This is a genomic window from Bacillus sp. B1-WWTP-T-0.5-Post-4 (assembly GCF_009183795.1).
Lineage (GTDB): Bacteria > Bacillota > Bacilli > Bacillales > Bacillaceae_G > Bacillus_A > Bacillus_A cereus.
Map to the genome: position 1 here is coordinate 867,458 of NZ_WEIJ01000001.1, position 23,262 is coordinate 890,719.

Below are 23,262 nucleotides of genomic sequence, written 5' to 3' on the forward strand. Positions count from 1 at the left end.
TCATCCTTTTTTATTTTTCATTCTCCACAATATGTTTCAGCATGGATAATTTATTATCCCAAAAACGTTCATAATACGAGAGCCATTGTTGTAATTCTTCTAATGGTTCTGGATGCAAACGATATATCTTCTCTCTTCCGCTTTTTCTTCCACTTACTAAATTCGCTTCTGAAAGAATATGAAGGTGCTTTACAACCGCAGTACGACTCATCGGAAAATGATCCGTTATTTTGGAAATCGGTAACTCTTTGTCACTTAATAACCGTATTACTTCTCGGCGGGTTGGATCAGCAATTGCTTGAAATACATCATATTTCGCTGCTGACGAGGACACTTAGCCTTCGACAACCTTTTTCAGTTTTTCATTTACAATCGCTACCCAACCACCGCTCATTCTATCGCGAATAATAGAGCTCTTCGCATTTGCTTTCGGAAGAATTTCATCAGGATGTTTCCAGCCGCCGTGAATTAACGTAAATTCTGTTTTGTTATCTCCTAAGTCTTTCAAATCAAATGAAACAACCCAGCCATCTGTATCCCATGAGAAAGATAAATGGTTTGGTTCATCAATTTCTAATACTTTACATGGTGATGGCCCAAATGGTGATTGCACATGAAATTCATGTCCTACCTCTAATACAAAATCATTTGGCATAAACCATGACGCAATCCCTTCTGCAGTTGATACTACACTCCATACCTTTTGAATAGACGCGTTAAAAACGATTGTTTGTTTAATATCATTTAATGTATTTTGTTGTTCCATTTTCATTCTCCTTTACTCGGCGTTATAACATAACACCTTTTGGTTATACTTTGATAATATAACACCTTTTAGTTTCATGTCAACGCTAATCCTTTTACTGTTGAGAAATTCTCAACATTTTTTCAACAGGACAAACACCCTCTTAGCATTTCCTCATAATATACTCACAAAGGCAATACAAAATAAAAACTTCTCTCAACATGAAACTCCATCATTCATATTGAAAGAAGCGCCTTACTTATATCATGCGTACTTCGTCTCTCCTCCTTCCCTCAAGGGACAATACGCGAGATATGACAAAGTCAGAAGGAATATGCCCACCATTTGAGTAGGTAGTTATTTCTCTTCTCCTCAACATTTCCTCAGGAGCGAAATGACTACCGACTCACTTTTTTCAAACAAAAATAAAAAGGGGATGAAAGCGATGTTCTATTGCATTAACTGCTCTGATATTCATCATGAAAAACATCCAAATGATAAAGTATTCAAAAACGGTTTTTATATTGATCCATTTTTAGGTGATCGTTATCACCTTGGTATGTGTAAAGATGCCCAAAACCATGAAACAGGGGAGCCTCTTTTAACGACAAAGAAATTAGGCACAACCCAATCTATTATGAACGTATTACCGACACATGTTGTCCCAACATAAAACATAAAAAAGAGCTGGGTGAGCCAGCTCTTTTTTATGCTTTATAAACGATCATTGCTGAAAAACAATAAATTTGGTTTTCATCGTCGTTAATAGAAACACCAACTTGATACTTAATATCTACAAAGTTGCTATCATCAATCTTTTTCAAAAACACATTCACAGCGTCTTCTAAGTCTTTTTCGTGACTTTCATCAAAAACTTTCACACGAATCATGTTAACACCATCCTAGATCGCAGCCCTCCGCCGCTTGATTATTGCCACGGTGCGTATCTATGATGCGATAAAACTTTCCATTCTCATATATATATCCGTCTTCTAACACATATTTTTTATCTTCAGTATAGACATAAAACTTACCTATCATAAATTTACTCGTATATAATTCCAAATAATTTGGTCTAAATTTAGCTACAACTTTATTTGTAATATCAATTTTTATTGTGCGCCCCACCTTCTCTCCCTCCTTTGCAAAGAACGGATTTAGGTATATTGTATTAGCGCTTTTACATTTTATGCTTAAAAATAAGTGGATATGCCTTCTTTCTTCACCTGTACTATTTTTCTAAAAAAATCACTAAAATAAAACCCGAAAAAATACAAAAAAAGCACTTTATCTTATTGACTCGAATATAAATATTATGTTATTATATAAAATTTGACATTTTTACATACGTATGTTATCATTAAAAGTGGTTACCACATATGGAGGTGGATGATTTGTTTCAAATTGGTGATAAAATCGTTTATCCAATGCACGGTGCAGGAATCATCGAAGCAATTGAAGAGAAAGAAATATTAGGTACTTCACGTCAATATTGTGTGATACGCATCATTAGTAAAGATATGCAAGTAATGCTTCCGATGGATCAATTAAAAAAATCAGGTATTCGTTATATCGTTGATCGAGGTACGTTAGATGATATACTTCTTGAATTTCAAAACGGGGAGTCAGACACATCACTCTCATGGAAACAAAGATATACAATGAATATGGAAAAAATGAAAAACGGCAATTTACAAGATAGCGCAGAAGTTGTTCGGGATTTACTTCGCCGCAATAAAGAGAGAACTTTAAATGCGAGTGAAAAACAAATGCTAGATAACGCCCGAAAAATGATGATCAGTGAAGTTGCACTCGTACAAAATGTTTCTGAACATCAAGCAACAGAATTTCTTCAAGATACAATTAATCACTAAATTTAAAATAGCTGGCCGCTATTTTTTTTTGTAAAAAAAGGACGAAGAGTTTTATCTCTTCGTCCTTTTATATTACCCACGCCCAGCTTGAAACGATGGATATAACGTCATTCCACCATCTGCAAATAGCGTAATTCCGGTTACGTAACTCGCCTCTGATGAAGCAAGCCAAGTTGCTACTGCTGCGATTTCTTCAGGTTTTCCAATGTAGCCCATAGGTATCATACTTTCTACGTCAGCACGTTTTTTAGGATCAGCAAACTTTTCTGCATTGATTGGCGTATTAATTGCACCTGGTCCTATATTATTTACTCGAATACCTTTTGGCGCATACTCTAGCGCTAACGTTTCTGTCATCAGTTTAATACCACCCTTACTTGCTGCATAGTGCACAAATAGTGGCCACGGAATTTTCTCATGAACACTAGACATATTAATGACTGACCCTTTAATATCATGTTCTACAAAATATTTAATCGCTTCACGACTTCCTAAAAAAGCACCTGTTAAATTTGTATTAATTACCCTATTCCAATCTTCAAGCGGCATTTCATGCGACGGTACCGCGTTTTCTATCCCTGCATTATTAATCATAACGTCAAGCGTACCAAACTCTTTCACAGCAGATTGAATGAGATTCACAACATCCGATTCGACGGTTACATCACCTTTTACAGCAATCGCTTCGCCGCCTACCTTTTTAATTTCTTCTAACACATCATTCGCTTCTGATTCTCGTGAGCGATAATTAATAACCACTTTCGCTTTTTCCTTAGCAAACCTCACTCCCATCGCTCTTCCGAGACCAGTTGCTGATCCTGTAATAACGACAACTTTCCCTGCTAAATCACTATACATTTCCATACCTCCTTTAACTTTTGGCTATACCTAACATAATTCCGGCTGCGATAATAAAAACAATACCGACAACGATACCCGTTAATTGACGTTTCGTTTTCTTTTCACCTAATATAAGGATCCCACCAAGCGTGGAAATAATAATTCCCATTTGCGATAGCGAGAAACTTGTTGCTACTCCAACACGCGGCTGCGAAATGAATAAAAACATATTTCCAGCTGCCCAAATTAATCCTGGAATAATATTTCGAATTGCATATTTATTAAATGGATGATGTTTAAAGGTAAGCAAAATCCCACCTAACACCATACCAACTGCTTGTGGCAACAAAGCTGACCAACCATCTACGTTAAATAGTCTAATCACTACTACGTAAACTAAATAGCCGACTGTTGAAATTAATAAAATTACGATACCTCTTTTAAAGTTTGCTGCTTGCTCTGCATTCTTTTCTTCTTCACTTTGAAGCGATGTTAAAATAACACCGATAATAATACAAACGAGCGCTAAAATCCCAAGGACGACCGATATTGTCGTGGACCATTCATGAAATACGATAACGCCAAATAAAGTCGTCGCGACTAATTGAAGTCCTGTTGAAATTGGCATCGTCCTCGAAACACCCATTAAATCAATACTTTTCAATTGATTTGCCTGACCAAGCGCCCAAAATAAACCTGACACAACTCCAACTCCGATAACGGTAGGTGTTAATACTGGCTTCATAAAAATATAAACAACAATTGAGAAAATAAGTGCTCCAAACGTTGTTCCGAGCGTTTGACTATACGGTCCCCCGCCCAGTTTTACATTAAATAGCACAATACTTCCCCAAAATATAGCTGGTAAAATCGCTAAAAATATATCCATCACTCATTACCTTTCTTTACTAAATGCATAGGTTATCACTCTAAGTCATTAGAGTGAGCTTTTATTTTTTCTTTTTCCCGTTCACAAACTTTTTCTGCAATAGCGTCAGAAACATTCTTTTCTCGCTCCACTTTCTTTATCTTTACGTGATCTAAATGGTCTTCCAAAGTAAGCGTAACTTTATCGTTCGGGGGATTATGCGCTCCTTGAAATGTAAGAAATTGTAGCTTCACTTCATACCTAGGAACAAATTCATCTTTCTTGCCGAGACGCTTTATATTTATGACTGAAGCACATTCATATTGATCTTCTGTCACTTGTCTAATAACTGAATAGTACCTATTTGATAATGCACTCTCTAAAAGCTGTTCTCTTGATTCTTTCGCGAAAGAATCACTTGGAGAAGAGAAAAAAGACGCACATAGCATTGTCATAACTACACATATTTTTTTCATAATTCCCTCCTTGTTCTATAGATTAGTGTTCTCAAAACTGCCATAAAAAAACGACTTTCCCTATATAGGAAAGTCGTTTTAATGAATCCAATATTAACCACCGCTCACTGGTGGGATTAGTGCAACAACATCACCAGATTGGACCTTGTCATCTTCATTTGCATATTCTTCATTAATCGCAACCATAATTGGCTCTGAAACTGGTACATTATATTCGTTCGCAACAACATCTTTTAACTGTGCAACCGTAATATTTTCTTTCTCTATTTGTAATTCACTTGTCCCTGCTTCTTCTTGCAAGTGCGCAAATAACAATACTCGAATCATACTTATAGCTCCTTCCCAGGCTCTCCCGCCGGATATGGTGTTTTTTCTAATTGATCACCAATCCATGAGTCACCATCTTCCCAAAACTCCTTTTTCCAAATCGGAACAATTTGTTTTATGCGTTCCATAATATATTCGTTCGCTTCATAAGCCGCTTTACGGTGTGGTGTTGAAACAGCAACAACAACCGCTATATCAGAAATTTGCAACGTACCGATGCGATGTGTAATCGCAACATATGTACCCGGCCATTTCTCTTTCACTTCCAGGCCGATTTTCTCTAGCATCTTTTCTGCCATCGTTTTATAAGCGACATATTCTAAGTATAATGTACGACGCCCTTTCGTAAACTCTCTAACCGTTCCAATAAATGTTGTAACAGCACCGCATTCACGTCGAATTACTTTCTTCGTTACCTCTTCAATCGAGATTTCTGTATCAATTACTTCATAATATGTATTTGTCATTTCGCACTCCTAACCGTTTGTAAAAACCAGTCTATGTACAACTCTTCTTCTGTTATATGAAATACTTTATATTCTTCTCGTATATTTACTGGGACATCATACCACGTAATAACCGCCACTATATTTTCTACTTTATGTAAAAGCTCAGCATCTTCCGCAGAACGAAGTAACACTACTTTCGGGTAGTTCTCTTTTTTATAGCCCTCTATTAAAATTGTATCCACTTTAAAAAACTCATATAAGCGAATAATTTCTTGCAAGGACCATTTCTTTCTTAGTGAAGAAAGTGAAAGTAATCCAGCACCTTCTACACTACTTACGACAGCACCAGCTTTACGGTGTCTTTCGCTATCTTTTTGCGCTACTTCTGGAAAACCTCCGTGCCCGTGATGTTTAATTGTAGCAACTTTCATTTCGCTTTCGGCTAATGCATGCACAATTTTCTCTACAAGTGTCGTTTTTCCGCTATTTTGATACCCTACTATTTGTAAGATTGAAGGGGCTTCGCCCATGGCCACTCACATCCCTCAGAGTGCTCTAACAATAATACGGATACTTTCATTCCGGTCTCAAATCCTCTCGTTCCTCCGGGTAACACGATAAAAGCATTCGCATCTGCAAGTGAAGATACCGCACTCGATTTATCTAAACCAACCGGCATCGCTTGTAACGCCCCATCCACAATTGTTACGTTCGCTCTTACGAAACGAGTAAATGGATTTGGCTTCGGAAAATCTTTTTGTAAAATAGCATCCGCTCTATATACGTGAGGTTCCTTCGCATACAAATACGTTTTTATAATTGGATGCACAAATAATTCAAAGCCTACATAACAAGCAGACGGATTTCCTGATAAACCAAAGAGTAACTTTCCATCAACTTCAGCTACTGTCGTTACACTTCCGGGCCTCATGGCTATCTTATTAAAGAGTACATTTGCCTGTAATCTTTCATAAATAGCTGGTAAGTAGTCATAATCTCCTACTGATACACCGCCTGTTGTAATTAAAATGTCGACCTCATCGATCGCTGATTGAACAGCTGTAAAACATGCATCTAACTCATCCGCGAGTTGACCATAATAACGAACTTTCCCGCCAGCTTTCATAATTTGAGCTGCGATCATATACGAGTTACTATTTCTAATTTTCCCCGGTTCTAACGGCTCATGTACTTCTAATAATTCACTTCCTGTCGTTACAATACCGACAACAGGCTGTTTTACAACTTTCACCGTGCTATATCCAAACGTTGCTAGTAAGGCCGCAACACCTGGATTAATTGCAACACCTTTCTTAACGAGAACTTGATTTTGTTTTATATCTTCTCCTTTAAACGACACATTGTCACCGTTATTAAAAGGGCGTTTTAACTTCATATATGTTTTCCCGTTCTTCTCAAACCCTTCTGTCAGCTCTAGCATTACGACTGCATTGCAATCTTCTGGAATAGCTGCTCCTGTCATAATGCGAATTGCTTCAAAAGCTCCTACTTCCTCTAAAAAAACGGAACCCGCCCCGATTTCTCCTATTACTTCAAATTCAACTGGATTCTCTTGAGTTGCTTCTTTCGTATCTTCTGCTCGAATGGCGAAACCATCGTAAGGGGAACGATCAAAATGAGGAACGTCATGATCTGAGACAACATCTTCCCCGAGAATTCTCCCGTAACTTTCCGTAATAGAAATTTCTTCTACTTCACCATGCTTCGCATATTTCATTACCCGTTCTACTGCCTTAGCAACTTGAATTGGAATTCGTTTTTCTACCATCGTTTCTCACCTCATATTTGCAAATTTTTTTATCTCGATTAAACTTTATATATTCAATAGAAATTACTTCAAGGAGGAATTCCATGTCTTCATTTACACATTTCAATGACCAAGGACGCGCAAAAATGGTTGATATAAGCGACAAAAAAGCAACCGTTCGAACAGCAATCGCGTGCTCTAGCATTGTCGTTACGAAAGAAATTTACGATAAAATCTCTCACAATGAAATTGGGAAAGGTGACGTATTAGCAGTTGCGCAAATCGCAGGCATTATGGCCGCGAAACGTACTTCTGATATTATCCCAATGTGCCACCCTTTATTATTAAAAGGTGTTGACGTTTCTTTCGATTGGAAACAATCAGAAGAACAATATCGTTTACTCATTGAAGTAAAAGTTAAAACAGAAGGTAGCACCGGTGTTGAAATGGAAGCTTTAACAGCTGCTTCCGCTACCGCTCTTACTGTGTATGATATGTGTAAAGCTGTCGATAAAGGTATGATTATCGGCGAAACGTACTTACTTGAAAAAACAGGTGGAAAAAGTGGAGATTATACGAGAAATTCATAATCCTCTCTCCGTTGAGCCTAAAGGGTTTCCTTTAGGTTCAACCTATATATCTTGCATATAAACTTTTCGCTACATTCATATCATTCGTCCCATGAATGAACGCCCTGCCATCTGTAAATAAAACAAAACGATATTCTTCTACCGGAAATGATAATAAATAAGGTGTCGCCTTTATCTCTACGCTTCTTTGTAAGCGTTTTTTAATTTCTTCTAAATTAAAATTCTTCCGCACACCCGGGCGAATTTGTACTGTATTCCGCCCACATAACACTTCTGTTTTCGTTTGTCCTTCAAATGTTAAACTCGGATATGTACGTAACCTTCCGCAAGATAAACAAGTATCTTTTTTCTGCCTATTCACTTTAAATGCCATCTGTTGATTATTCCAAAGATCAAACGATAACATCGTTTCACGAAGCGCACCAAAGTCTTCTACTAATATTTTCAGCGCTTCCGTAATTTGATGCGCAACTACTAATTGTACTGCCGGTTGTATAATACCAGCTGTGTCACATGTTGCACCGCTCGCTGGATGCTCCATTAAACAGCGAAAACACGGTGTTTTCCCTGGTAAAATTGTATACGTTACTCCGTAGCTTCCGACACACCCACCATATATCCACGGAATATTATACTTTTGTGAAATATCATTAATAAGAAGACGCGTTTCAAAATTATCTGTCGCATCTAATATTAAATCTACATCATTCACTAATTCTTCCATTTCTTGCACCGTTACATCCGTCACAACAGGAGTTATTTCCACCTCAGAATTAATTGCTCTTAAATGCTCTGCTGCCGCTACCGCCTTCGGTTTATACTGCTTTGCATCTTCTTCTGTATATAGTTGTTGTCTTTGTAAATTACTCCATTCTACATAATCACGATCAGCAATCGTTACTTTTCCAACACCCGCTCTAACAATCGCTTCTGCATTTGCCGCACCGAGAGCACCAGCACCAATAATAAGCACATGCTTCTCTCTTATTTTTCTCTGTCCATCTTCTCCAACACCAGAAAATAATATTTGTCTTGAATATCGCTCCTGCATGCGATAGCCCCCTTTCTTATCCTCCTATATAAGACATTTCGATTTTCGGACGATTTTTTGCACTTTCTTCTGTTCGTTCATCCGAATACCTATCTTTTCTATTCATCCATACATCTTGTATAACACTTAATAACTCCTCATCCGAAAGATTTCCTCTAAGAAGTTCTCTTACATCCAAACCCTCTGTCGCAAATAAGCACGTATAAAACTTTCCATCTGCCGAAATTCTCGCCCTCGTACAAGAGACACAAAATGACTCAGAAACAGATGTAATAAAACCAACTTCAACATTTGTTCCAACGTACCGATATCGCTTCGCAACTTCACCAAAGTAATGCGCTTCGGCTGGCTCAAGTGGATACATCTTATGAATCATCTCAATCAATTCTCGTTTTGTAACGACTTGATCAAAATTCCACCCATTTGTACTACCAACATCCATAAACTCAATAAACCGAAGCGTGATTCCTTGCTCTTTAAAATACGCAGCCATCGGAAGTACTTGATGATCGTTCACCCCTTTTTTTACAACCATATTTACCTTTACTTCCAGCCCCGCCTCTTTAGCTGCTATAATTCCCTTAATTACCGGTTTTGTATTAATATTTCGACCATTAATATTCTTAAATATGTCGTCATCTATTGCATCTAAACTAACATTCACTCTATGTAATCCAGCTTCTTTTAATGCCTTCGCTTGTTTCGTTAAATGTACAGCATTTGTCGTTAACCCTATATCTATTAGCCCATCAATTTTCACAAGACGTGCAATAAGTTTTGTTAAATCTTTACGAAGTAGTGGCTCACCGCCAGTAATTCTAATTTTTCGTACACCGATGTTAACAAATAATTTTGCCAAACGCTCAATTTCATCAAAGGTTAGTAAAAACTCATCTTTCAAAAAAGCATAATCTGGCCCAAATATTTCCGCTGGCATACAATATGTACATCTAAAATTGCAACGATCAATGACAGATATACGTAAATCTTGAAGTGGGCGTCCAAAAAAATCTTTAACCATCTCCTGCATCGCCACCCTCCCTTTCTGCCAAATTTCTTTCTTTTCATTCTATTATAATATATTTTCGAACTGCGATGTTTTTGCTCAAGAGAATAAAGTGAAACTTTAAATAATTAGAGGGGAGCCACTCCCCTGGTTAACGAGGTTTACTTACAAATACAAAGATAAAAAAACCTTGAAACATAAAAGTTTCAAGGTTTTCTGCTTATTAACTTAATCTAATAATAGTTAGGGTAGCCCCTGGCGTTGCTGTAGATAATGTAGCTACTGCAACTACTCCAAATAACTGTAAGCTAACAGCAGCTCCAGCAGGCAAGTTAGCGATTATTGTTGCACTAAATGAACCAGTAGCCACTGTCGGGGCATTTATCGTTCCCGCAAGCGGACTGCCATTTACAGTTATACGAGAACTTACAAGTAAACCTGCCGTTAAATTAATTGTATAGGCTATATAATAGTTTCCTGCATTCGCAACTGTAAATACAGTATTTCCACCACTAACGGTTATTCCTGGGCCAATATTTTGATTGTTCGGTAACGGTACGTTCGTACCCCCTAATAAAACGGAAATAGCGGTTCCTGATGTATTATTCGCAAACGCATACGTTGCAGTTGTACTAACTCCAGTCGCCCCGGTCGCTCCAGTGGCTCCAGCTCCGGTTGGACCTGTATCTCCAGTTGGACCTTGTGAACCGGTTGCTCCTGTAGCTCCCGTTGGACCTTGAATTCCTTGCGAGCCTTGAATTCCTTGTGGACCTGTCGCTCCGGTTGCTCCTGTAGCTCCCGTTGGACCTTGAATTCCTTGCGGGCCTTGAATTCCTTGTGGACCTTGAATTCCTTGTGGACCTGTCGCTCCGGTTGCTCCTGTAACTCCCGTTGGACCTTGAATTCCTTGCGGGCCTTGAATTCCTTGTGGACCTTGAATCCCTTGTGGACCTGTCGCTCCGGTTGCTCCTGTAGCTCCCGTTGGACCTTGAATTCCTTGCGGGCCTTGAATTCCTTGTGGGCCTTGTGGGCCGGTCGGACCTATGTCACCTTGCGGACCTTGGATTCCCTGTGGGCCTTGTGCTCCGGTTGCCCCCGTCGTTCCTTGGATTCCTTGAGGACCTTGTGGACCTTGAATTCCTTGTGGGCCGGTTGGACCTATGTCGCCTTGTGGGCCTTGAATTCCTTGGGGACCTTGTGCTCCAGTTGCCCCCGTTACTCCTTGTATTCCTTGTGGACCTTGAATACCCTGTGGACCGGTTGGACCTATCTCTCCTTGAACACCTTGGATTCCTTGTGGACCCTGTAAACCCGTCACTCCGGTTGCTCCCGTTGCTCCTGTTGCTCCTGTCACTCCAGTTGAGCCTGTCGCCCCGGTATCTCCTGTTACTCCTGTCGCACCTGTTGCTCCTGTCGGGCCAGGTGGTCCACCTGATGGACCTGTCACTCCTGCCGGACCTGATGGCCCCGTTGGGCCGGTCGGTCCTGCTGGGCCTCCTGACGGGCCTGTCACCCCTGTTGGACCGGTTACTCCTGTTGGACCGGTTGATCCTTCTCCCGTCGCTCCGGTTGATCCCGTTTCTCCTGTTGCTCCCGTCGAACCTTGCACTCCTTGAATTCCTTGTGGTCCCTGCACTCCTTGTGCTCCTGTTGCTCCTTGAATCCCTTGTATACCTTGCACTCCTTGTGCGCCCATCGGACCTGTTGGACCAATCGCCCCTTGTATACCTTGCACTCCTTGGGGCCCCTCTGGACCTGTTGCTCCTATTTCCCCTTGTATCCCTTGAATTCCAGTTGTTCCTTGTGCTCCAGTTGCTCCCGTTATCCCTTGCACACCTTGTATTCCCTGTATTCCTTGTGGACCTTGTGGGCCGGTTGCTCCTTGCACTCCTTGAATGCCTTGTATTCCCTGAGGACCCTCTGGACCCGTTGCTCCAACTGGCCCTTGAACACCTTGTATTCCTTGCGGGCCCTGCAGTCCCTCTGGGCCTTCTGGGCCGGTTGGACCTATCTCTCCTTGTATCCCTTGGATTCCAGTTGGACCTTGTGACCCAGTCGGACCTATGTCACCTTGCGGACCTTGGATTCCCTGTGGGCCTTGTGCTCCTGTTCCCCCTGTCGCTCCTTGGATTCCTTGAGAACCTTGTGGGCCTTGAATTCCTTGTGGGCCGGTTGGACCTATGTCGCCTTGTGGGCCTTGAATACCTTGCGGACCTTGATCTCCTGTGGCCCCCGTTACTCCTTGAATTCCTTGGGGACCTTGAACACCTTGTGGCCCTGTTGGACCTATCTCTCCCTGCACACCTTGGATTCCTTGCGGACCTTGCAAGCCCGTCACTCCGGTTGCTCCCGTTTCTCCTGTCGCTCCTGTCACTCCAGTTGAGCCTGTCGCCCCAGTATCTCCTGTTACTCCTGTCGCCCCGGTTGCTCCTGTCGGGCCAGGTGGTCCACCAGATGGACCAGTTACTCCCGCCGGACCTGATGGCCCCGTTGGGCCGGTCGGTCCTGCTGGTCCTCCAGACGGGCCTGTTACCCCTGTTGGACCAGTTACTCCTGTTGGGCCTGTAGTGCCTTCCCCTGTCGCCCCAGTTGCTCCCATATCTCCTGTTGCCCCCGTCGGACCTTGGATTCCTTGAATTCCTTGTGGACCTTGCACTCCTTGTGCACCCGTCGCTCCTTGAATTCCTTGTACTCCTTGCACTCCTTGTGGCCCCATCGGACCTGTTGGACCAATCGCCCCTTGAGCACCTTGCACTCCTTGGGGACCCTCTGGACCCGTTGCTCCTATTTCTCCTTGTATACCTTGAATTCCAGTTGCTCCTTGTACTCCTGTTGCTCCCGTTATCCCTTGCACACCTTGAATTCCCTGAATTCCTTGGGGACCTTGTGAGCCTGTTGCTCCTACCGGTCCTTGAATTCCTTGTATCCCCTGTGGCCCCTCTGGACCCGTTACTCCAGCTGGCCCCGGTACTCCTTGTATTCCTTGCGGGCCCTGAAGTCCCTCTGGGCCTTCTGGACCTGTTGGTCCTATATCGCCCATTGGACCTTGTATCCCTTGAACTCCTTGTGGTCCTGTTGCTCCTGATGGCCCTGGTACTCCTTGTATTCCTTGTGGACCTTGATCTCCTGTTGCTCCTGTGGCCCCTTGAGGACCTATAGCCCCCTGTATCCCTTGCGGACCTTGATCTCCTGTTGCTCCCGTTATCCCTTGAATACCTTGAACTCCTTGAATTCCTTGTTCACCAGTTACTCCCGTCGGACCAGGAATACCTTGAATCCCCTGCGGTCCTTCTGAACCTGTTGGGCCAATTGGCCCTTGAATTCCTTGTATTCCTTGCAAGCCCTGTGCTCCCGTACTTCCAGTCGGACCTGTAGTTCCCGTTGCTCCTGTTACCCCTGTACTTCCTGTAGCCCCAGTACTCCCCGTTGCTCCAGTCGCACCTGTACTTCCACTCGGTCCGCCACCCGGACCTGTCGCACCAGTTGGCCCTGTCGGACCAGGAGGTCCTCCAGATGGTCCAGTTATTCCAGTTGGACCTGTTATTCCAGTCGGTCCTGTTATTCCTTGACCAGTTGCTCCAGTCGCTCCGGTTGCACCTGTATTTCCACTCGGTCCTTGTGTTCCTTGTATCCCTTGTGCTCCTTGTATTCCTTGTGGACCAGTTGCACCCGGTAACCCTTGGACGCCTTGAATTCCTTGAGGTCCCTCAGGTCCCGTCGCTCCAATTGGCCCCTGTAATCCCTGTATCCCCTGTATACCTTGTGCCCCAGTCGCTCCCGTTGGACCAATCGGACCTTGTAACCCTTGCACACCTTGAGGTCCTGTCGCTCCAGTTTCTCCTTGTGGTCCTCTCAATCCTTGTGGCCCCTGCTGTCCTTCTGGTCCAGTTGCACCTATTGGCCCAACTGATCCTTGTATCCCTTGCACACCTTGAGGTCCTGTCGGGCCCATCTCCCCCATCGGACCTTGTAATCCTCTTGGTCCTTGAGGTCCTGTTGGGCCTTGTGGACCAGTTGGACCAGTAATCCCTATACCTGTAAATCCAGTTGGAACAGGGGGGAAAGTAGGCCCAATAAGTTCGGGTGGAATTCTAAAATTAGAGCTTAACGAATTTTGCTTCCGATTATTATCACGATTCTTCACACTTTCACCACCTACAAACCGTCTTTTTCATAATAAATAAGCCTCTTCTTAATCTATTTACAAAAATAATTTCCAAGACTATTTTTATTTTAAATAATAAAAACTCCCTTAATGCCTTAAGGGAGTCCTGCAATTGAATCCATATTATCTGTATTAGGGACAGCTTGTGCTATACCCGATGCATTTACACTTTGCCCCATATTTGTTCCTGTTACAGTACCAGCAGGAGTGCCTCTTGTATATGTTGTTGTGACAGAATCTCCTGGTTGTAAACAAAGCTTTGTCTCCGTCCCTATTACTGTAACAACATCAATCCAAGTGCATCCCATCGAACCACTATATGATTTCGAAGCAGTAAATGAAGTATCACTCAAATTATCACCGGTAAATATATTTCCAGTATTATTAACAATAACAAATTCTTTTATATGCGCAGGCATAATTACACTCTACCTTTCCTTTATGAACCTAACGTACGTGTACTTGTTGCCAAAGGCGGAAGAAATACCGATGTTCTAATCACCGCTTCTGGCTGCCTTTTTCCATTTAAAAAAATAGCCGCACTCGATCCTCCAGCACCTGCATATACTTTTGCCACAGCTAAAGGCGAGATATCATAACAGTCACCGACATTAACAGCGCCTGTATTATTAATAATTTTCACTTTACGCAAATTAATTCCCATTTCCCCCTCCTCCTTTTTTATACTGTATGCAAAAGAAAAAAACTTGAAACAGACTCGTTTCAAGTTTTTAACTATTAACTATTTCGTTTCACCTTCATATTGAAGCATACCGCCAACCATGTTCACTGTTTTAAACCCTTGCTCATTTAAATAATGACATACATTTTCACTGCGCATTCCTGAACGACAAATAAAGATATATTCATTCTCTTTATTAAAGAAATCTACTTTATGTGGGATATCGCCCATTTTAATATGTACAGCTTCTGGAATCTTTCCTGCCGCTACTTCTTCATCTTCTCTTACGTCTACTAGAAATAACGTTTCTCCATTTTCTAAACGCTCTTGTACCTCTTCTGTAGTAATTGTTTTAACTTCTGTCATATGTAGTTCCTCCTTATATACAATAAAACCTTTAGTTTCTTTTTCACAAACATTCTCTACCAATTTTAGCACGCAAAAGAAAGAACGCAAAGAATCGAAAAACTATTTCTCAATTTTCTCGCAAAACTTATTCTTTACAAACATAACTCTTGCATTGTATCCTCAATATACTTGTCTTATGAAAGGAGCCAATGAAAATGACACTTTCCCTTTTCATAATGGGCATCATTTTCTTAATCGCTGCAATTATTACTCTTAGTATGAAAAATACTAAAAAAATAAAATCACCCCAAGAAATGTCATTCTTATTTCTATTGCTTAGTATCGCATTCTTCGGTATAGCAATTGCCACATATATTTTCCGTCTACAAATCATGTGAAAAAAGGTGCCTACTACAAACATTGCACCTTTTCCCCATCATTTGTCTTCTAAACAAAACTAGATACTTTCCGATTTAAAAATTCATAAACTTTCTTTTCAAATAAATGAATATCAAATGCTCCCGCCATATGCCCATTTATACTTTCTATCTCATACACTTCCGCATACTTCCCTTGTTTTTGCAAAATATCTACCATTTTATAGTTGTAACGAGACGGCTGAAGCAAATCTTGTTTACATGGAATCATAAGTACATTCGCTTCTATGTTAGAAAGAGATTCTTCTAGTGAAGAAAACCCATGTGCAATATCATGCAATAAAACTGCCTTTGCAGTATACATCCATGAATTTGCATCTACTAACTCTATACTTGTATATGTCGCTTTATTTATTTCTTTTTCAAATGATGTTAGTGTAGAAAACTTTTCATAAGGTTCTACCTCTATACTGTTACGAGGAAATGCCATTTCATAAAAATACTCATCAAACGCGTTCATAAACATCATTCTATTTGCTAAATGAAGCCCCTTTATCGGCTGCTCTTCTCCATATTTTCCATCTTTCCAACTTGGATCCAGTTGAATTGCTTCAATCGCATTTTGCGCTACATTTACTGACGTAATAATTGGATTTTGTGGGTTCGTAATAACGCCAATCATCCGCTCTACCATATGTGGATAGTGAACCGCCCATTGTTGTGCAATCATTCCCCCTGCCGACGGTCCAATTACAGCGTGTAACCTTGAAATTCCCATACCTTTTATTAACTCATATTGCATACGAGCTACATCAAGAAATGTAAAAACCGGAAAATCCATAGCATATTCTTCTCCAGTTTCTGGATTAATCGATTTCGGTCCTGTTGTAATCACATATGGATTTCTCACCTGCACATTACAAAGATTATCTGTACATATAACAAAATACTTATTTGTATCAATTGCTTTTCCAGCTCCAATGAGCCCATCCCACCAACCAGACTCCTCATCATGCACTGTATATTTTCCTGCCGCATGACTTGTTGCACTAAAATAATGACAAACCAAAATCACATTTGACCTTTCTCTATTTAAAGTGCCATATGTCTCGTATCCCATTTGAACAGGAATTTCCCTGCCATTTTCAAACGTAAACTCTTTTAAAACAAACTTCTCCTTTTTTACAATTTGCACAGACTCTTCCTCTCCCCGTTATAGTATGAACTGCTTACTAAAGATTTTTTTCTATGCAAACTAATCTCCTTCTTCTTTTCATAAATAAATGAATAATATACAAAATTAGCCACAAAATAGCACTATATTACAAGATTAAAGAGGGCATACACATGATTTGGAATTGGCTACGTAAGAAAAAAAAATCAAATAAACTAGAAGCAAACGAAACAGATAATCAGGAGCAGCATTCTAACAATGCAGAGGATGATAACAAAGAACAGACTAGAAGTATGAAACATAATAAAGGTAAAAATAACGAGCAAAAAGATTCTTCTCAGAATAAGCAACAAAGTGCTAAACAAGAGGATTCCTCTCAGGATAAGCAACAAAGCGCTAAACAGGAGGATTCCTCTCAAGATAAGCAACAAAGTGCTAAACAAGAGGATTCCTCTCAGGATAAGCAGCAAAGTGCTAAACAAGATGACTCTTCTCAGGATAAGCAGCAAAGTTCTAAACAGGAGGATTCCTCTCAGGATAAGCAGCAAAGTTCTAAACAAGATGACTCTTCTCAGGATAAGCAACAAAACTCTAAACAGGAGGATTCCTCTCAAGATAAACAACAAGGTGCTAAACAAGAGGATTCCTCTCAGGATAAGCAGCAAAGTGCTAAACAAGATGACTCTTCTCAGGATAAGCAGCAAAGTGCTAAACAGGAGGATTCCTCTCAGGATAAGCAGCAAAGTTCTAAACAAGATGACTCTTCTCAGGATAAGCAACAAAACTCTAAACAGGAGGATTCCTCTCAAGATAAGCAACAAAGTACTAAACAAGAGGATTCCTCTCAAGATAAACAACAAGGTGCTAAACAAGGTGATTCGTCTCAAGATAAACAACAAAACGCTAAGCAAGATGAACCTTCTCAAAGTAAGCAACAAAACTCTAAAGGTAATAGTATTTATGATTTTACGAAACCAGAAAAAGACCGTATCCATTCTTTACAAAATTTAATAGAGAAGCTGAAAAAATCTAGTGATTTTGTGAATTATCATACATCCGACGATGAAACGATGCCTTATTGGATTTCTTACTATCGTCCTTCGCTTGATGGAGAGAAATTACAAAAATATTTAATGCCTACTCTTTTGGAACGACCTAATGCTTCACTAGAAGAGCTGAAAGAACATATTCCAATGAGCGGCATTACAATTACGAACGACTTACAAAAAATTGAGGATATGGTTTTAAAGGGGCATGCGATTATTCAATTGAATCAGCAAGATCAAAAATGTATGCTTGCAAACATTGCAATTGATAATTATCGTGCACCAACCCCTCCTTTAAACGAATCAACTGTTATCGGACCACAAGAAGGTTTCGTAGAGGATATTGATACAAACATTAATTTAGTTCGAAAACGTCTTCCTGTTTTAGATTTACAAACAAAAGAAATGATTATTGGCGAGTTTTCCAAAACAAAAGTTGTCATGATGTATTTAGACAACCTCGCTGAAAAAGATAATGTAGATTTTCTCGAGGAATCATTACGCGCTCTTGAATATGATCAAATTAATGATAGTGCTTATTTACAAGAATTAATGGGTGAAAAATCGATTTTCCCTCTCTATATCAATACAGAACGCACTGATAGAGTTACAAAAGCACTAATCGATGGTAAAATCGCTATTTTTGTGGACGGTTCTCCAAGTGTTTTACTAACACCTGTATCCTATTTTGATTTTTTCATTTCACCAGAAGACTACAATGTCTCCTGGATGTACGCTACATTTTCAAGGATTTTAAGATTAATTGCCGTTCTATTTTCAATTTGCGCTACACCGTTATACGTTGCAGTTTTAAATTATCATTATGAACTCATTCCAAGTGATTTACTTGAAACTTTAATTTTATCAAGAGCACAAGTACCATTCCCGCCTTTAATTGAAGCACTCTTTTTAGAACTTGCAATCGACTTGCTGAGGGAAGCTGGCGCGAGGTTACCGATGAAAGTTGGTCAAACGCTCGGTATTGTAGGCGGTATCGTAATCGGGCAAGCATCTGTACAAGCTGGTTTAACGAGTAATATTTTATTAATTATCGTTGCCTTATCAGCACTCGCTTCCTTTATTACACCTATTTACAAAATGGGTAATGCGGTTCGATTACTACGCTTCCCATTTCTCATATTTGCAGAAATAGGAGGACTTTTCGGGATTTCTCTTGGATTTATCTTCTTATTTACGCATCTATTTAGACTTACTTCTTTACGCAAGCCATACGCTTTGTTCTACCCAACAAGACAACAATCTGTTAAAGATTCTTGGATTCGTTTCCCTTTAACAATGATTGATACAAGAGATGTACAAGCAAGACCACAACATGTAAAAAAAGCAGCGAAAGGAATTTCAACAAAACATAGATCGGACTTTGATGATTAAGAAATGAGGTGCATTCGATGAGTAAAGTTCAAGAAAAATATCAAATATCTCCTATCTTCGTTTTCTTCTTAATTCACGGTGCACAGTTCGGTGCTGGCGTTCTCGGCTTCGCTCGAATCATCGCAAAGGCCGCTGGATACGATGGATGGATGGGCGTTATAATCACAGGAATTTTCATCCATATTATTATATGGATGATGTATGTCTTATTAAAAGAAACAAATGGGAATTTAGTTGATTTACATCGGCAAACATTTGGAAAATGGCTAGGAAATGGCATTAGCATCATCTTTATGGCTTATTTTTTAATCGTTAGTATTTCAGTCATCCGAACATATGTTGAAATTATTCAAGTATGGATGTTTCCTACCGCTTCCACCTTTATGTTAACACTCTTTTTATGCTTAGTTAGCTATTACATTATCTCTTCTGGATTTCGTGTCATTACCGGTATTTGCGTCATCTCTGTTGGTGGTACATTAGGATATTTATTTCTAAGCTTATTCGTTTTGAAATATTCACATTGGGATAATTTACTACCTATATTCACACATTCTTTTTCAGACATTTTAAAATCCGCTCAACTGTCAATCTACAGTATGACCGGTTTTGAGATTTACCTCATGGTGTATCCATTTGTGAAAAAGCCTATGCAATCTCATAAATACGCTCAGCTTGGAGCACTATTTTCAAATCTTCTATATCTATTTAGTACCCTTTTAGCCTTTGCATTTTTTAGTGAGAAGCAATTGTTAAAAACAATATGGGCACAACTTTCTATGACCCAAGTCATTCAATTACCATTTATAGAAAGACTCGAATATATTGCAATTTCAGGCTATGCACTCGTTATTATTTCAAGTTTTATCCTCCCTTTATGGGCGTCAATGAGAGGAACTCATGAAATATTTCGTGTAAAACAAAGGGGTGTTTTAATTGCTTTTATCTTTATCACTCTCATTGTTTCGCAACTTTTAACAAACAGACACGATATTAATAACTTTATTAGTAATGTATCAAAAGTTAGTTTTTGGCTCATTTATGTATACATCCCAATCCTATTTATTATTGTGTGGGTGAAAAGAAAATGGAAAAAATCAAAAGCACAAGCAAATTAATACTTATTTCTTGTATAACATTCTTCAGTCTAATTGGATGTTTACAAAAAAATATTATCGATGATGTACAACTTATTCAAGGAACAGTTTTTGATGTCGCAAAAGATAATAAAGTAAAAGTGACATTCGTTTGTCCCATTCAGAAAAAAGGAAATAAAGTTCAAGTTTTTGAAGGCAGTGCAAATGCGGTAAAACAAGTAAAAGCAGACACATCTTTAGAGTCTTCTCAACCATTTGCTAGCGGACAAATGCGTGTCGCTCTATATACAATAAGGCTTGCCAAAAAAGGAATGTCTACTTCATTCGATACATTACTTCGAGATGTGAATATAGGGAACGCTCTATATGCTGCTTTATTAGATGGGAATGGTACTGAACTTTTAAAAGGCAAATATTCGACTTCATACAACGTTGCCATTTATATAAAAAAATTGCTAGAACATAACATGGAGACCGGACCTTTACCAGCGGATAATCTACATATAGGAGCATTTCGCTATTATCAAGAAGGAAAAGACTACTATATTCCCATTCTAAAGAAGCATGGTGATAAAATAAAAATTACCGGAATTGGCCTTTTTAAAAAAGATAAATATATCGGTAAAATTGCGGAAAAAGATATGTTCATATTTAAAGGACTATTAGAGAAACATAAATTAGATTCACATGAATTTAAAACAGATTCTGCGTACGTCATGATTAATAATATTCGTTCTGTTCCAACTTACGATATAAAAATTAAAAACGGAAAGCCTTCTTTTTTCATTCATGTTCATCTTGATGCACGTATTCAAGAACTATCGAAAGCAATTAACTTGGAAAATAACAAGAACACAAAAAACATTGAAAAAAACGTCCAAAAACAATTGGACATACAGGCTTCCAAATTAATTAAGCAGTTTAAATCTTTAGGCGTCGATCCTCTCGGGCTAGGTGCAAAGTATAAGCAACATTATCGCCCATTCAAATTAGAAGAATGGAGACAAATGTATAAAGATGTTCCGGTTCATATAAAATACACCGTAAATATTACAAATTCTGGTGTAATTGAATGAGAAATGATTGAACTCCTCTCTCCAGCATGATACAACGGAGAGAGGAGTTTTTATTTTAGAGAGAGAGAAGATATTTATGGGGGAGCTTATGTCTAAAAAATTAGTAAAGCCTATTTTAAATGGTATTTTATTTCTCGGTGTCTTTTTATTTGCTCATACATACTTAAAAAATGTTTCCTTCACACGTTACTTACTTGTCGTTATACCAATGTTACTGGTCGGTATTTTTGGCATCGATCTTATTTCATCCCTTTTAATAAAAAAAGAAGAATAACGAGCGAACATCTTATTTCGATAAGATGTTCTTTTCATTTCACAATCACCTTATGTTACAATAAACTTCGGCATAACGTAAGAAAGGATGAAACAACATGACAAACGAAAAAGGTTTAGATAAAGGATACGAACTTGTTGCGAAAATGCATGAAGTATTCGGACATCCTGTGACAAATACTCCAACAAAATTAACAGAAGAGCGTGCAAAAATCCGTGCAAGTTTTATGCAGGAAGAACTGGAAGAATTTCTAGAGGCGACGACTGTTGAAGATCAATACGATGCACTAATTGACCTTATTTACTTTGCATTCGGAACATTTGCCGAAATGGGCGTACGTCCTGATAAAGGATTCGAAATTGTAAATAACGCAAACATGGCAAAACTATTCCCTGACGGGAAACCTCGATTCCGCGAAGGTGACGGTAAAATTCTAAAACCTGAAGGCTGGCAAGCACCAGAACCACAACTTCGTGCTGAAATCGAACGTCAACGCCAAGAAGCTGAAAAAAACTGCTAGGATTTCCTAGCAGTTTTTTATTATGTCTTTTTTTCTGGCAATCATTAATGACCCACGTGTCCCGCATGTCCTGCAGCTCCACTAATACTAGCCGCTCCTGCTGCTGCCCCCGCTCCTCCTGCTCCAATTCCACCTGTCCAAGGAGAAGATTGTTGTTGTTGATACTGTTGGTATTGTTGGTATTGTTGGTATTGTTGGTGTTGTTGGTGTTGTTGGTGTTGTTGGTGTTGTTGGTGTTGTTGGCCTTGGTAACCTTGATGACCATGTTGACCTTGGTGACCGTGGTGGCCTTGATGGCCGTGGTGATGTACTTGTTGTTGATGATGTCCATGATGACCGTGGTGACCTTGGTGGTGATGGTGGCCATGATGACCATGTTGACCTTGGTGGCCGTGGTGGCCATGGTGACCATGTTGATCTTGATGAATTTGATAAAGAACAGCCTGCGGATGTATATGATGGTGGCCGTGGTGATGTACTTGTTGTTGATGATGTCCATGATGACCGTGGTGACCTTGGTGGTGATGGTGTCCATGATGGCCATGGTGTCCTTGGTGGTGATGGTGTCCATGATGGCCATGGTGACCTTGGTGGTGATGATGTCCATGATGGCCATGATGACCGTCGTGGTGGCCATGGTGACCGTAAAAACCTTGTGGATAACCACCTACTCCTCCTGCCACAACACCTACTCCCGGTACCGGAAATCCTGTTTGTACTCCTCCAACGAAAGATGGGAATGTAGTTGGTACGCCTACTGGTACTCCTCCCGCTGCTCCGCCTACAAATGTTGGGATTCCTGTTTGCACTCCAGCTACTGATGATGGAAATCCTCCTGTTAATGTTGGAATTCCAGTTTGTGCTCCAGCTACTGATGTGGAAAATCCTCCAGGTGTTCCACCCATCCAGCTCGGAATTCCGCCATATCCTTGTTGTCCGCCTCCCATTAACATCATTTGTTCATAACTATCCGATCCACCTCCGAAAAAGCCATGTGGTGCATTATTGTCCATCCCTTTCATTCCTTTCACCTCTTCTACTCAATTTAGCCTACCTTTTTTATCATATTTCCTATAGAAAAATAGGTGTTTGTCTGTATTGGAATTCCGCTCTTTTA

The 23,262-nt window shown here is 39.9% G+C and carries 28 protein-coding genes; 9 read left to right on the forward strand and 19 right to left on the reverse strand.

The window, feature by feature from the left end; genetic code table 11:
• Positions 1 to 10: 10 nt before the first annotated feature.
• Positions 11 to 334, reverse strand: a complete 324-nt coding sequence (locus GBN91_RS04645; protein WP_006924901.1) for an ArsR/SmtB family transcription factor — start codon at positions 332 to 334, stop codon at positions 11 to 13.
• Positions 335 to 766 carry an SRPBCC family protein gene (locus tag GBN91_RS04650; RefSeq protein ID WP_000437765.1) on the reverse strand — a complete coding sequence of 144 codons (432 nt, stop codon included), beginning with the start codon at positions 764 to 766 and terminating at the stop codon, positions 335 to 337. It abuts the gene before it with no gap.
• 424 nt (positions 767 to 1,190) lie between these two features.
• Here GBN91_RS04650 and GBN91_RS04660 point away from each other — a divergent pair, with 424 nt between their 5' ends.
• Positions 1,191 to 1,418: a DUF3973 domain-containing protein gene (locus GBN91_RS04660; protein WP_000498989.1), complete on the forward strand. Its 228-nt coding sequence runs from the start codon at positions 1,191 to 1,193 to the stop codon at positions 1,416 to 1,418.
• Between the two features lie 34 nt (positions 1,419 to 1,452).
• Here the strand turns inward: GBN91_RS04660 and GBN91_RS04665 are convergent, their stop codons facing one another.
• Together GBN91_RS04665 and GBN91_RS04670 are read right to left on the reverse strand one after the other, a co-directional pair.
• A complete protein-coding gene (locus tag GBN91_RS04665) occupies positions 1,453 to 1,635 on the reverse strand; it encodes a sporulation protein Cse60 (RefSeq protein WP_000621751.1) in 183 nt (60 codons plus the stop codon).
• A 1-nt stretch (position 1,636) separates the two neighbouring features.
• Complete coding sequence (locus tag GBN91_RS04670) at positions 1,637 to 1,873, reverse strand: DUF2553 family protein (RefSeq protein ID WP_000533804.1); 237 nt, start codon at positions 1,871 to 1,873, stop codon at positions 1,637 to 1,639.
• 251 nt (positions 1,874 to 2,124) lie between these two features.
• Between GBN91_RS04670 and GBN91_RS04675 the strand changes: the two genes are divergently transcribed.
• Positions 2,125 to 2,619 (forward strand): CarD family transcriptional regulator, encoded by a 495-nt coding sequence (locus tag GBN91_RS04675; RefSeq protein ID WP_000451445.1) that lies wholly within the window; start codon positions 2,125 to 2,127, stop codon positions 2,617 to 2,619.
• 72 nt (positions 2,620 to 2,691) lie between these two features.
• Here GBN91_RS04675 and GBN91_RS04680 read toward each other — a convergent pair whose 3' ends face one another.
• The 7 genes from GBN91_RS04680 to moeA form a co-directional block, all read right to left on the reverse strand.
• A complete protein-coding gene (locus tag GBN91_RS04680) occupies positions 2,692 to 3,477 on the reverse strand; it encodes a glucose 1-dehydrogenase (RefSeq protein ID WP_000286673.1) in 786 nt (261 codons plus the stop codon).
• A 13-nt stretch (positions 3,478 to 3,490) separates the two neighbouring features.
• Positions 3,491 to 4,348 (reverse strand): glucose uptake protein GlcU, encoded by an 858-nt coding sequence (glcU, locus tag GBN91_RS04685; RefSeq protein ID WP_000350861.1) that lies wholly within the window; start codon positions 4,346 to 4,348, stop codon positions 3,491 to 3,493.
• A 35-nt stretch (positions 4,349 to 4,383) separates the two neighbouring features.
• On the reverse strand, positions 4,384 to 4,803 hold the full coding sequence (locus GBN91_RS04690) for a DUF3888 domain-containing protein (protein WP_000717684.1): 420 nt from the start codon (positions 4,801 to 4,803) through the stop codon (positions 4,384 to 4,386).
• Between the two features lie 93 nt (positions 4,804 to 4,896).
• Positions 4,897 to 5,130, reverse strand: coding sequence for a molybdopterin converting factor subunit 1 (gene moaD, locus GBN91_RS04695; RefSeq protein ID WP_000621777.1), 234 nt, complete (start codon positions 5,128 to 5,130; stop codon positions 4,897 to 4,899).
• 2 nt (positions 5,131 to 5,132) lie between these two features.
• A complete protein-coding gene (moaE, locus tag GBN91_RS04700) occupies positions 5,133 to 5,597 on the reverse strand; it encodes a molybdopterin synthase catalytic subunit MoaE (protein ID WP_000185943.1) in 465 nt (154 codons plus the stop codon).
• A complete protein-coding gene (mobB, locus tag GBN91_RS04705) occupies positions 5,594 to 6,109 on the reverse strand; it encodes a molybdopterin-guanine dinucleotide biosynthesis protein B (protein ID WP_000503325.1) in 516 nt (171 codons plus the stop codon). The genes moaE and mobB overlap by 4 nt, the downstream gene beginning before the upstream one ends.
• A complete protein-coding gene (gene moeA / locus GBN91_RS04710) occupies positions 6,079 to 7,368 on the reverse strand; it encodes a molybdopterin molybdotransferase MoeA (protein ID WP_000229713.1) in 1,290 nt (429 codons plus the stop codon). The genes mobB and moeA overlap by 31 nt, the downstream gene beginning before the upstream one ends.
• Positions 7,369 to 7,451: 83 nt before the next feature.
• Here moeA and moaC point away from each other — a divergent pair, with 83 nt between their 5' ends.
• Complete coding sequence (moaC, locus tag GBN91_RS04715) at positions 7,452 to 7,937, forward strand: cyclic pyranopterin monophosphate synthase MoaC (protein ID WP_000094146.1); 486 nt, start codon at positions 7,452 to 7,454, stop codon at positions 7,935 to 7,937.
• A 37-nt stretch (positions 7,938 to 7,974) separates the two neighbouring features.
• Here moaC and GBN91_RS04720 read toward each other — a convergent pair whose 3' ends face one another.
• The 6 genes from GBN91_RS04720 to GBN91_RS04750 all read right to left on the reverse strand — a co-directional run bounded on the left by GBN91_RS04720 (position 7,975) and on the right by GBN91_RS04750 (position 15,207).
• Positions 7,975 to 8,988: a molybdopterin-synthase adenylyltransferase MoeB gene (locus GBN91_RS04720; protein WP_102955988.1), complete on the reverse strand. Its 1,014-nt coding sequence runs from the start codon at positions 8,986 to 8,988 to the stop codon at positions 7,975 to 7,977.
• 16 nt (positions 8,989 to 9,004) lie between these two features.
• Positions 9,005 to 10,018, reverse strand: a complete 1,014-nt coding sequence (moaA, locus tag GBN91_RS04725; protein WP_152121277.1) for a GTP 3',8-cyclase MoaA — start codon at positions 10,016 to 10,018, stop codon at positions 9,005 to 9,007.
• 199 nt (positions 10,019 to 10,217) lie between these two features.
• Entirely contained in the window at positions 10,218 to 14,138 is a 3,921-nt protein-coding gene (locus GBN91_RS04735) for a BclA-related collagen-like exosporium protein (RefSeq protein WP_152121278.1), read from the reverse strand.
• A 116-nt stretch (positions 14,139 to 14,254) separates the two neighbouring features.
• On the reverse strand, positions 14,255 to 14,578 hold the full coding sequence (locus tag GBN91_RS04740; protein ID WP_001110852.1) for a hypothetical protein: 324 nt from the start codon (positions 14,576 to 14,578) through the stop codon (positions 14,255 to 14,257).
• Between the two features lie 20 nt (positions 14,579 to 14,598).
• The gene (locus GBN91_RS04745) at positions 14,599 to 14,823 is read right to left on the reverse strand and encodes a spore germination protein (protein WP_000512463.1); all 225 of its coding nucleotides are present in this window, start codon (positions 14,821 to 14,823) and stop codon (positions 14,599 to 14,601) included.
• A 78-nt stretch (positions 14,824 to 14,901) separates the two neighbouring features.
• Positions 14,902 to 15,207, reverse strand: a complete 306-nt coding sequence (locus GBN91_RS04750) for a rhodanese-like domain-containing protein (RefSeq protein WP_000141207.1) — start codon at positions 15,205 to 15,207, stop codon at positions 14,902 to 14,904.
• 197 nt (positions 15,208 to 15,404) lie between these two features.
• Between GBN91_RS04750 and GBN91_RS04755 the strand changes: the two genes are divergently transcribed.
• On the forward strand, positions 15,405 to 15,587 hold the full coding sequence (locus tag GBN91_RS04755; protein WP_000175905.1) for a hypothetical protein: 183 nt from the start codon (positions 15,405 to 15,407) through the stop codon (positions 15,585 to 15,587).
• 49 nt (positions 15,588 to 15,636) lie between these two features.
• Here the strand turns inward: GBN91_RS04755 and GBN91_RS04760 are convergent, their stop codons facing one another.
• A complete protein-coding gene (locus GBN91_RS04760) occupies positions 15,637 to 16,761 on the reverse strand; it encodes a homoserine O-acetyltransferase family protein (protein ID WP_006924874.1) in 1,125 nt (374 codons plus the stop codon).
• A gap of 152 nt (positions 16,762 to 16,913) precedes the next feature.
• On the opposite strand from GBN91_RS04760, the gene GBN91_RS04765 reads away from it, so the two are divergent.
• From GBN91_RS04765 to GBN91_RS04785, 5 genes are all read left to right on the forward strand, one after another.
• A complete protein-coding gene (locus GBN91_RS04765; protein ID WP_152121279.1) occupies positions 16,914 to 19,178 on the forward strand; it encodes a spore germination protein in 2,265 nt (754 codons plus the stop codon).
• A gap of 17 nt (positions 19,179 to 19,195) precedes the next feature.
• Positions 19,196 to 20,296, forward strand: coding sequence for a spore germination protein (locus GBN91_RS04770; protein WP_006924871.1), 1,101 nt, complete (start codon positions 19,196 to 19,198; stop codon positions 20,294 to 20,296).
• A complete protein-coding gene (gene gerHC, locus GBN91_RS04775; RefSeq protein WP_006924870.1) occupies positions 20,266 to 21,351 on the forward strand; it encodes a spore germination protein GerHC in 1,086 nt (361 codons plus the stop codon). The genes GBN91_RS04770 and gerHC overlap by 31 nt, the downstream gene beginning before the upstream one ends.
• An 88-nt stretch (positions 21,352 to 21,439) precedes the next feature.
• The gene (locus GBN91_RS04780; RefSeq protein ID WP_000038781.1) at positions 21,440 to 21,625 is read left to right on the forward strand and encodes a hypothetical protein; all 186 of its coding nucleotides are present in this window, start codon (positions 21,440 to 21,442) and stop codon (positions 21,623 to 21,625) included.
• 97 nt (positions 21,626 to 21,722) lie between these two features.
• Complete coding sequence (locus GBN91_RS04785) at positions 21,723 to 22,145, forward strand: pyrophosphohydrolase domain-containing protein (RefSeq protein ID WP_000180554.1); 423 nt, start codon at positions 21,723 to 21,725, stop codon at positions 22,143 to 22,145.
• 44 nt (positions 22,146 to 22,189) lie between these two features.
• Here the strand turns inward: GBN91_RS04785 and GBN91_RS04790 are convergent, their stop codons facing one another.
• On the reverse strand, positions 22,190 to 23,167 hold the full coding sequence (locus tag GBN91_RS04790) for a hypothetical protein (protein WP_152121280.1): 978 nt from the start codon (positions 23,165 to 23,167) through the stop codon (positions 22,190 to 22,192).
• Positions 23,168 to 23,262: the final 95 nt, after the last annotated feature.

Bases quoted from the DNA above. Each gene is read 5' to 3' on its own strand.
- glcU (WP_000350861.1), bottom strand. From the start codon at position 4,348: ATGGATATATTTTTAGCGATTTTACCAGCTATATTTTGGGGAAGTATT.
- gerHC (WP_006924870.1), top strand. From the start codon at position 20,266: ATGGAAAAAATCAAAAGCACAAGCAAATTAATACTTATTTCTTGTATA.
- GBN91_RS04650 (WP_000437765.1), bottom strand. From the start codon at position 766: ATGGAACAACAAAATACATTAAATGATATTAAACAAACAATCGTTTTT.
- moaE (WP_000185943.1), bottom strand. From the start codon at position 5,597: ATGACAAATACATATTATGAAGTAATTGATACAGAAATCTCGATTGAA.
- GBN91_RS04770 (WP_006924871.1), top strand. From the start codon at position 19,196: ATGAGTAAAGTTCAAGAAAAATATCAAATATCTCCTATCTTCGTTTTC.
- GBN91_RS04785 (WP_000180554.1), top strand. From the start codon at position 21,723: ATGACAAACGAAAAAGGTTTAGATAAAGGATACGAACTTGTTGCGAAA.
- GBN91_RS04680 (WP_000286673.1), bottom strand. From the start codon at position 3,477: ATGTATAGTGATTTAGCAGGGAAAGTTGTCGTTATTACAGGATCAGCA.
- moaD (WP_000621777.1), bottom strand. From the start codon at position 5,130: ATGATTCGAGTATTGTTATTTGCGCACTTGCAAGAAGAAGCAGGGACA.
- GBN91_RS04675 (WP_000451445.1), top strand. From the start codon at position 2,125: ATGGAGGTGGATGATTTGTTTCAAATTGGTGATAAAATCGTTTATCCA.
- GBN91_RS04780 (WP_000038781.1), top strand. From the start codon at position 21,440: ATGTCTAAAAAATTAGTAAAGCCTATTTTAAATGGTATTTTATTTCTC.
- GBN91_RS04765 (WP_152121279.1), top strand. From the start codon at position 16,914: ATGATTTGGAATTGGCTACGTAAGAAAAAAAAATCAAATAAACTAGAA.
- GBN91_RS04740 (WP_001110852.1), bottom strand. From the start codon at position 14,578: ATGCCTGCGCATATAAAAGAATTTGTTATTGTTAATAATACTGGAAAT.
- GBN91_RS04745 (WP_000512463.1), bottom strand. From the start codon at position 14,823: ATGGGAATTAATTTGCGTAAAGTGAAAATTATTAATAATACAGGCGCT.
- moaC (WP_000094146.1), top strand. From the start codon at position 7,452: ATGTCTTCATTTACACATTTCAATGACCAAGGACGCGCAAAAATGGTT.
- mobB (WP_000503325.1), bottom strand. From the start codon at position 6,109: ATGGGCGAAGCCCCTTCAATCTTACAAATAGTAGGGTATCAAAATAGC.
- GBN91_RS04750 (WP_000141207.1), bottom strand. From the start codon at position 15,207: ATGACAGAAGTTAAAACAATTACTACAGAAGAGGTACAAGAGCGTTTA.
- GBN91_RS04790 (WP_152121280.1), bottom strand. From the start codon at position 23,167: ATGAAAGGGATGGACAATAATGCACCACATGGCTTTTTCGGAGGTGGA.
- GBN91_RS04665 (WP_000621751.1), bottom strand. From the start codon at position 1,635: ATGATTCGTGTGAAAGTTTTTGATGAAAGTCACGAAAAAGACTTAGAA.
- GBN91_RS04660 (WP_000498989.1), top strand. From the start codon at position 1,191: ATGTTCTATTGCATTAACTGCTCTGATATTCATCATGAAAAACATCCA.
- GBN91_RS04720 (WP_102955988.1), bottom strand. From the start codon at position 8,988: ATGCAGGAGCGATATTCAAGACAAATATTATTTTCTGGTGTTGGAGAA.
- moaA (WP_152121277.1), bottom strand. From the start codon at position 10,018: ATGCAGGAGATGGTTAAAGATTTTTTTGGACGCCCACTTCAAGATTTA.
- GBN91_RS04690 (WP_000717684.1), bottom strand. From the start codon at position 4,803: ATGAAAAAAATATGTGTAGTTATGACAATGCTATGTGCGTCTTTTTTC.
- moeA (WP_000229713.1), bottom strand. From the start codon at position 7,368: ATGGTAGAAAAACGAATTCCAATTCAAGTTGCTAAGGCAGTAGAACGG.
- GBN91_RS04755 (WP_000175905.1), top strand. From the start codon at position 15,405: ATGACACTTTCCCTTTTCATAATGGGCATCATTTTCTTAATCGCTGCA.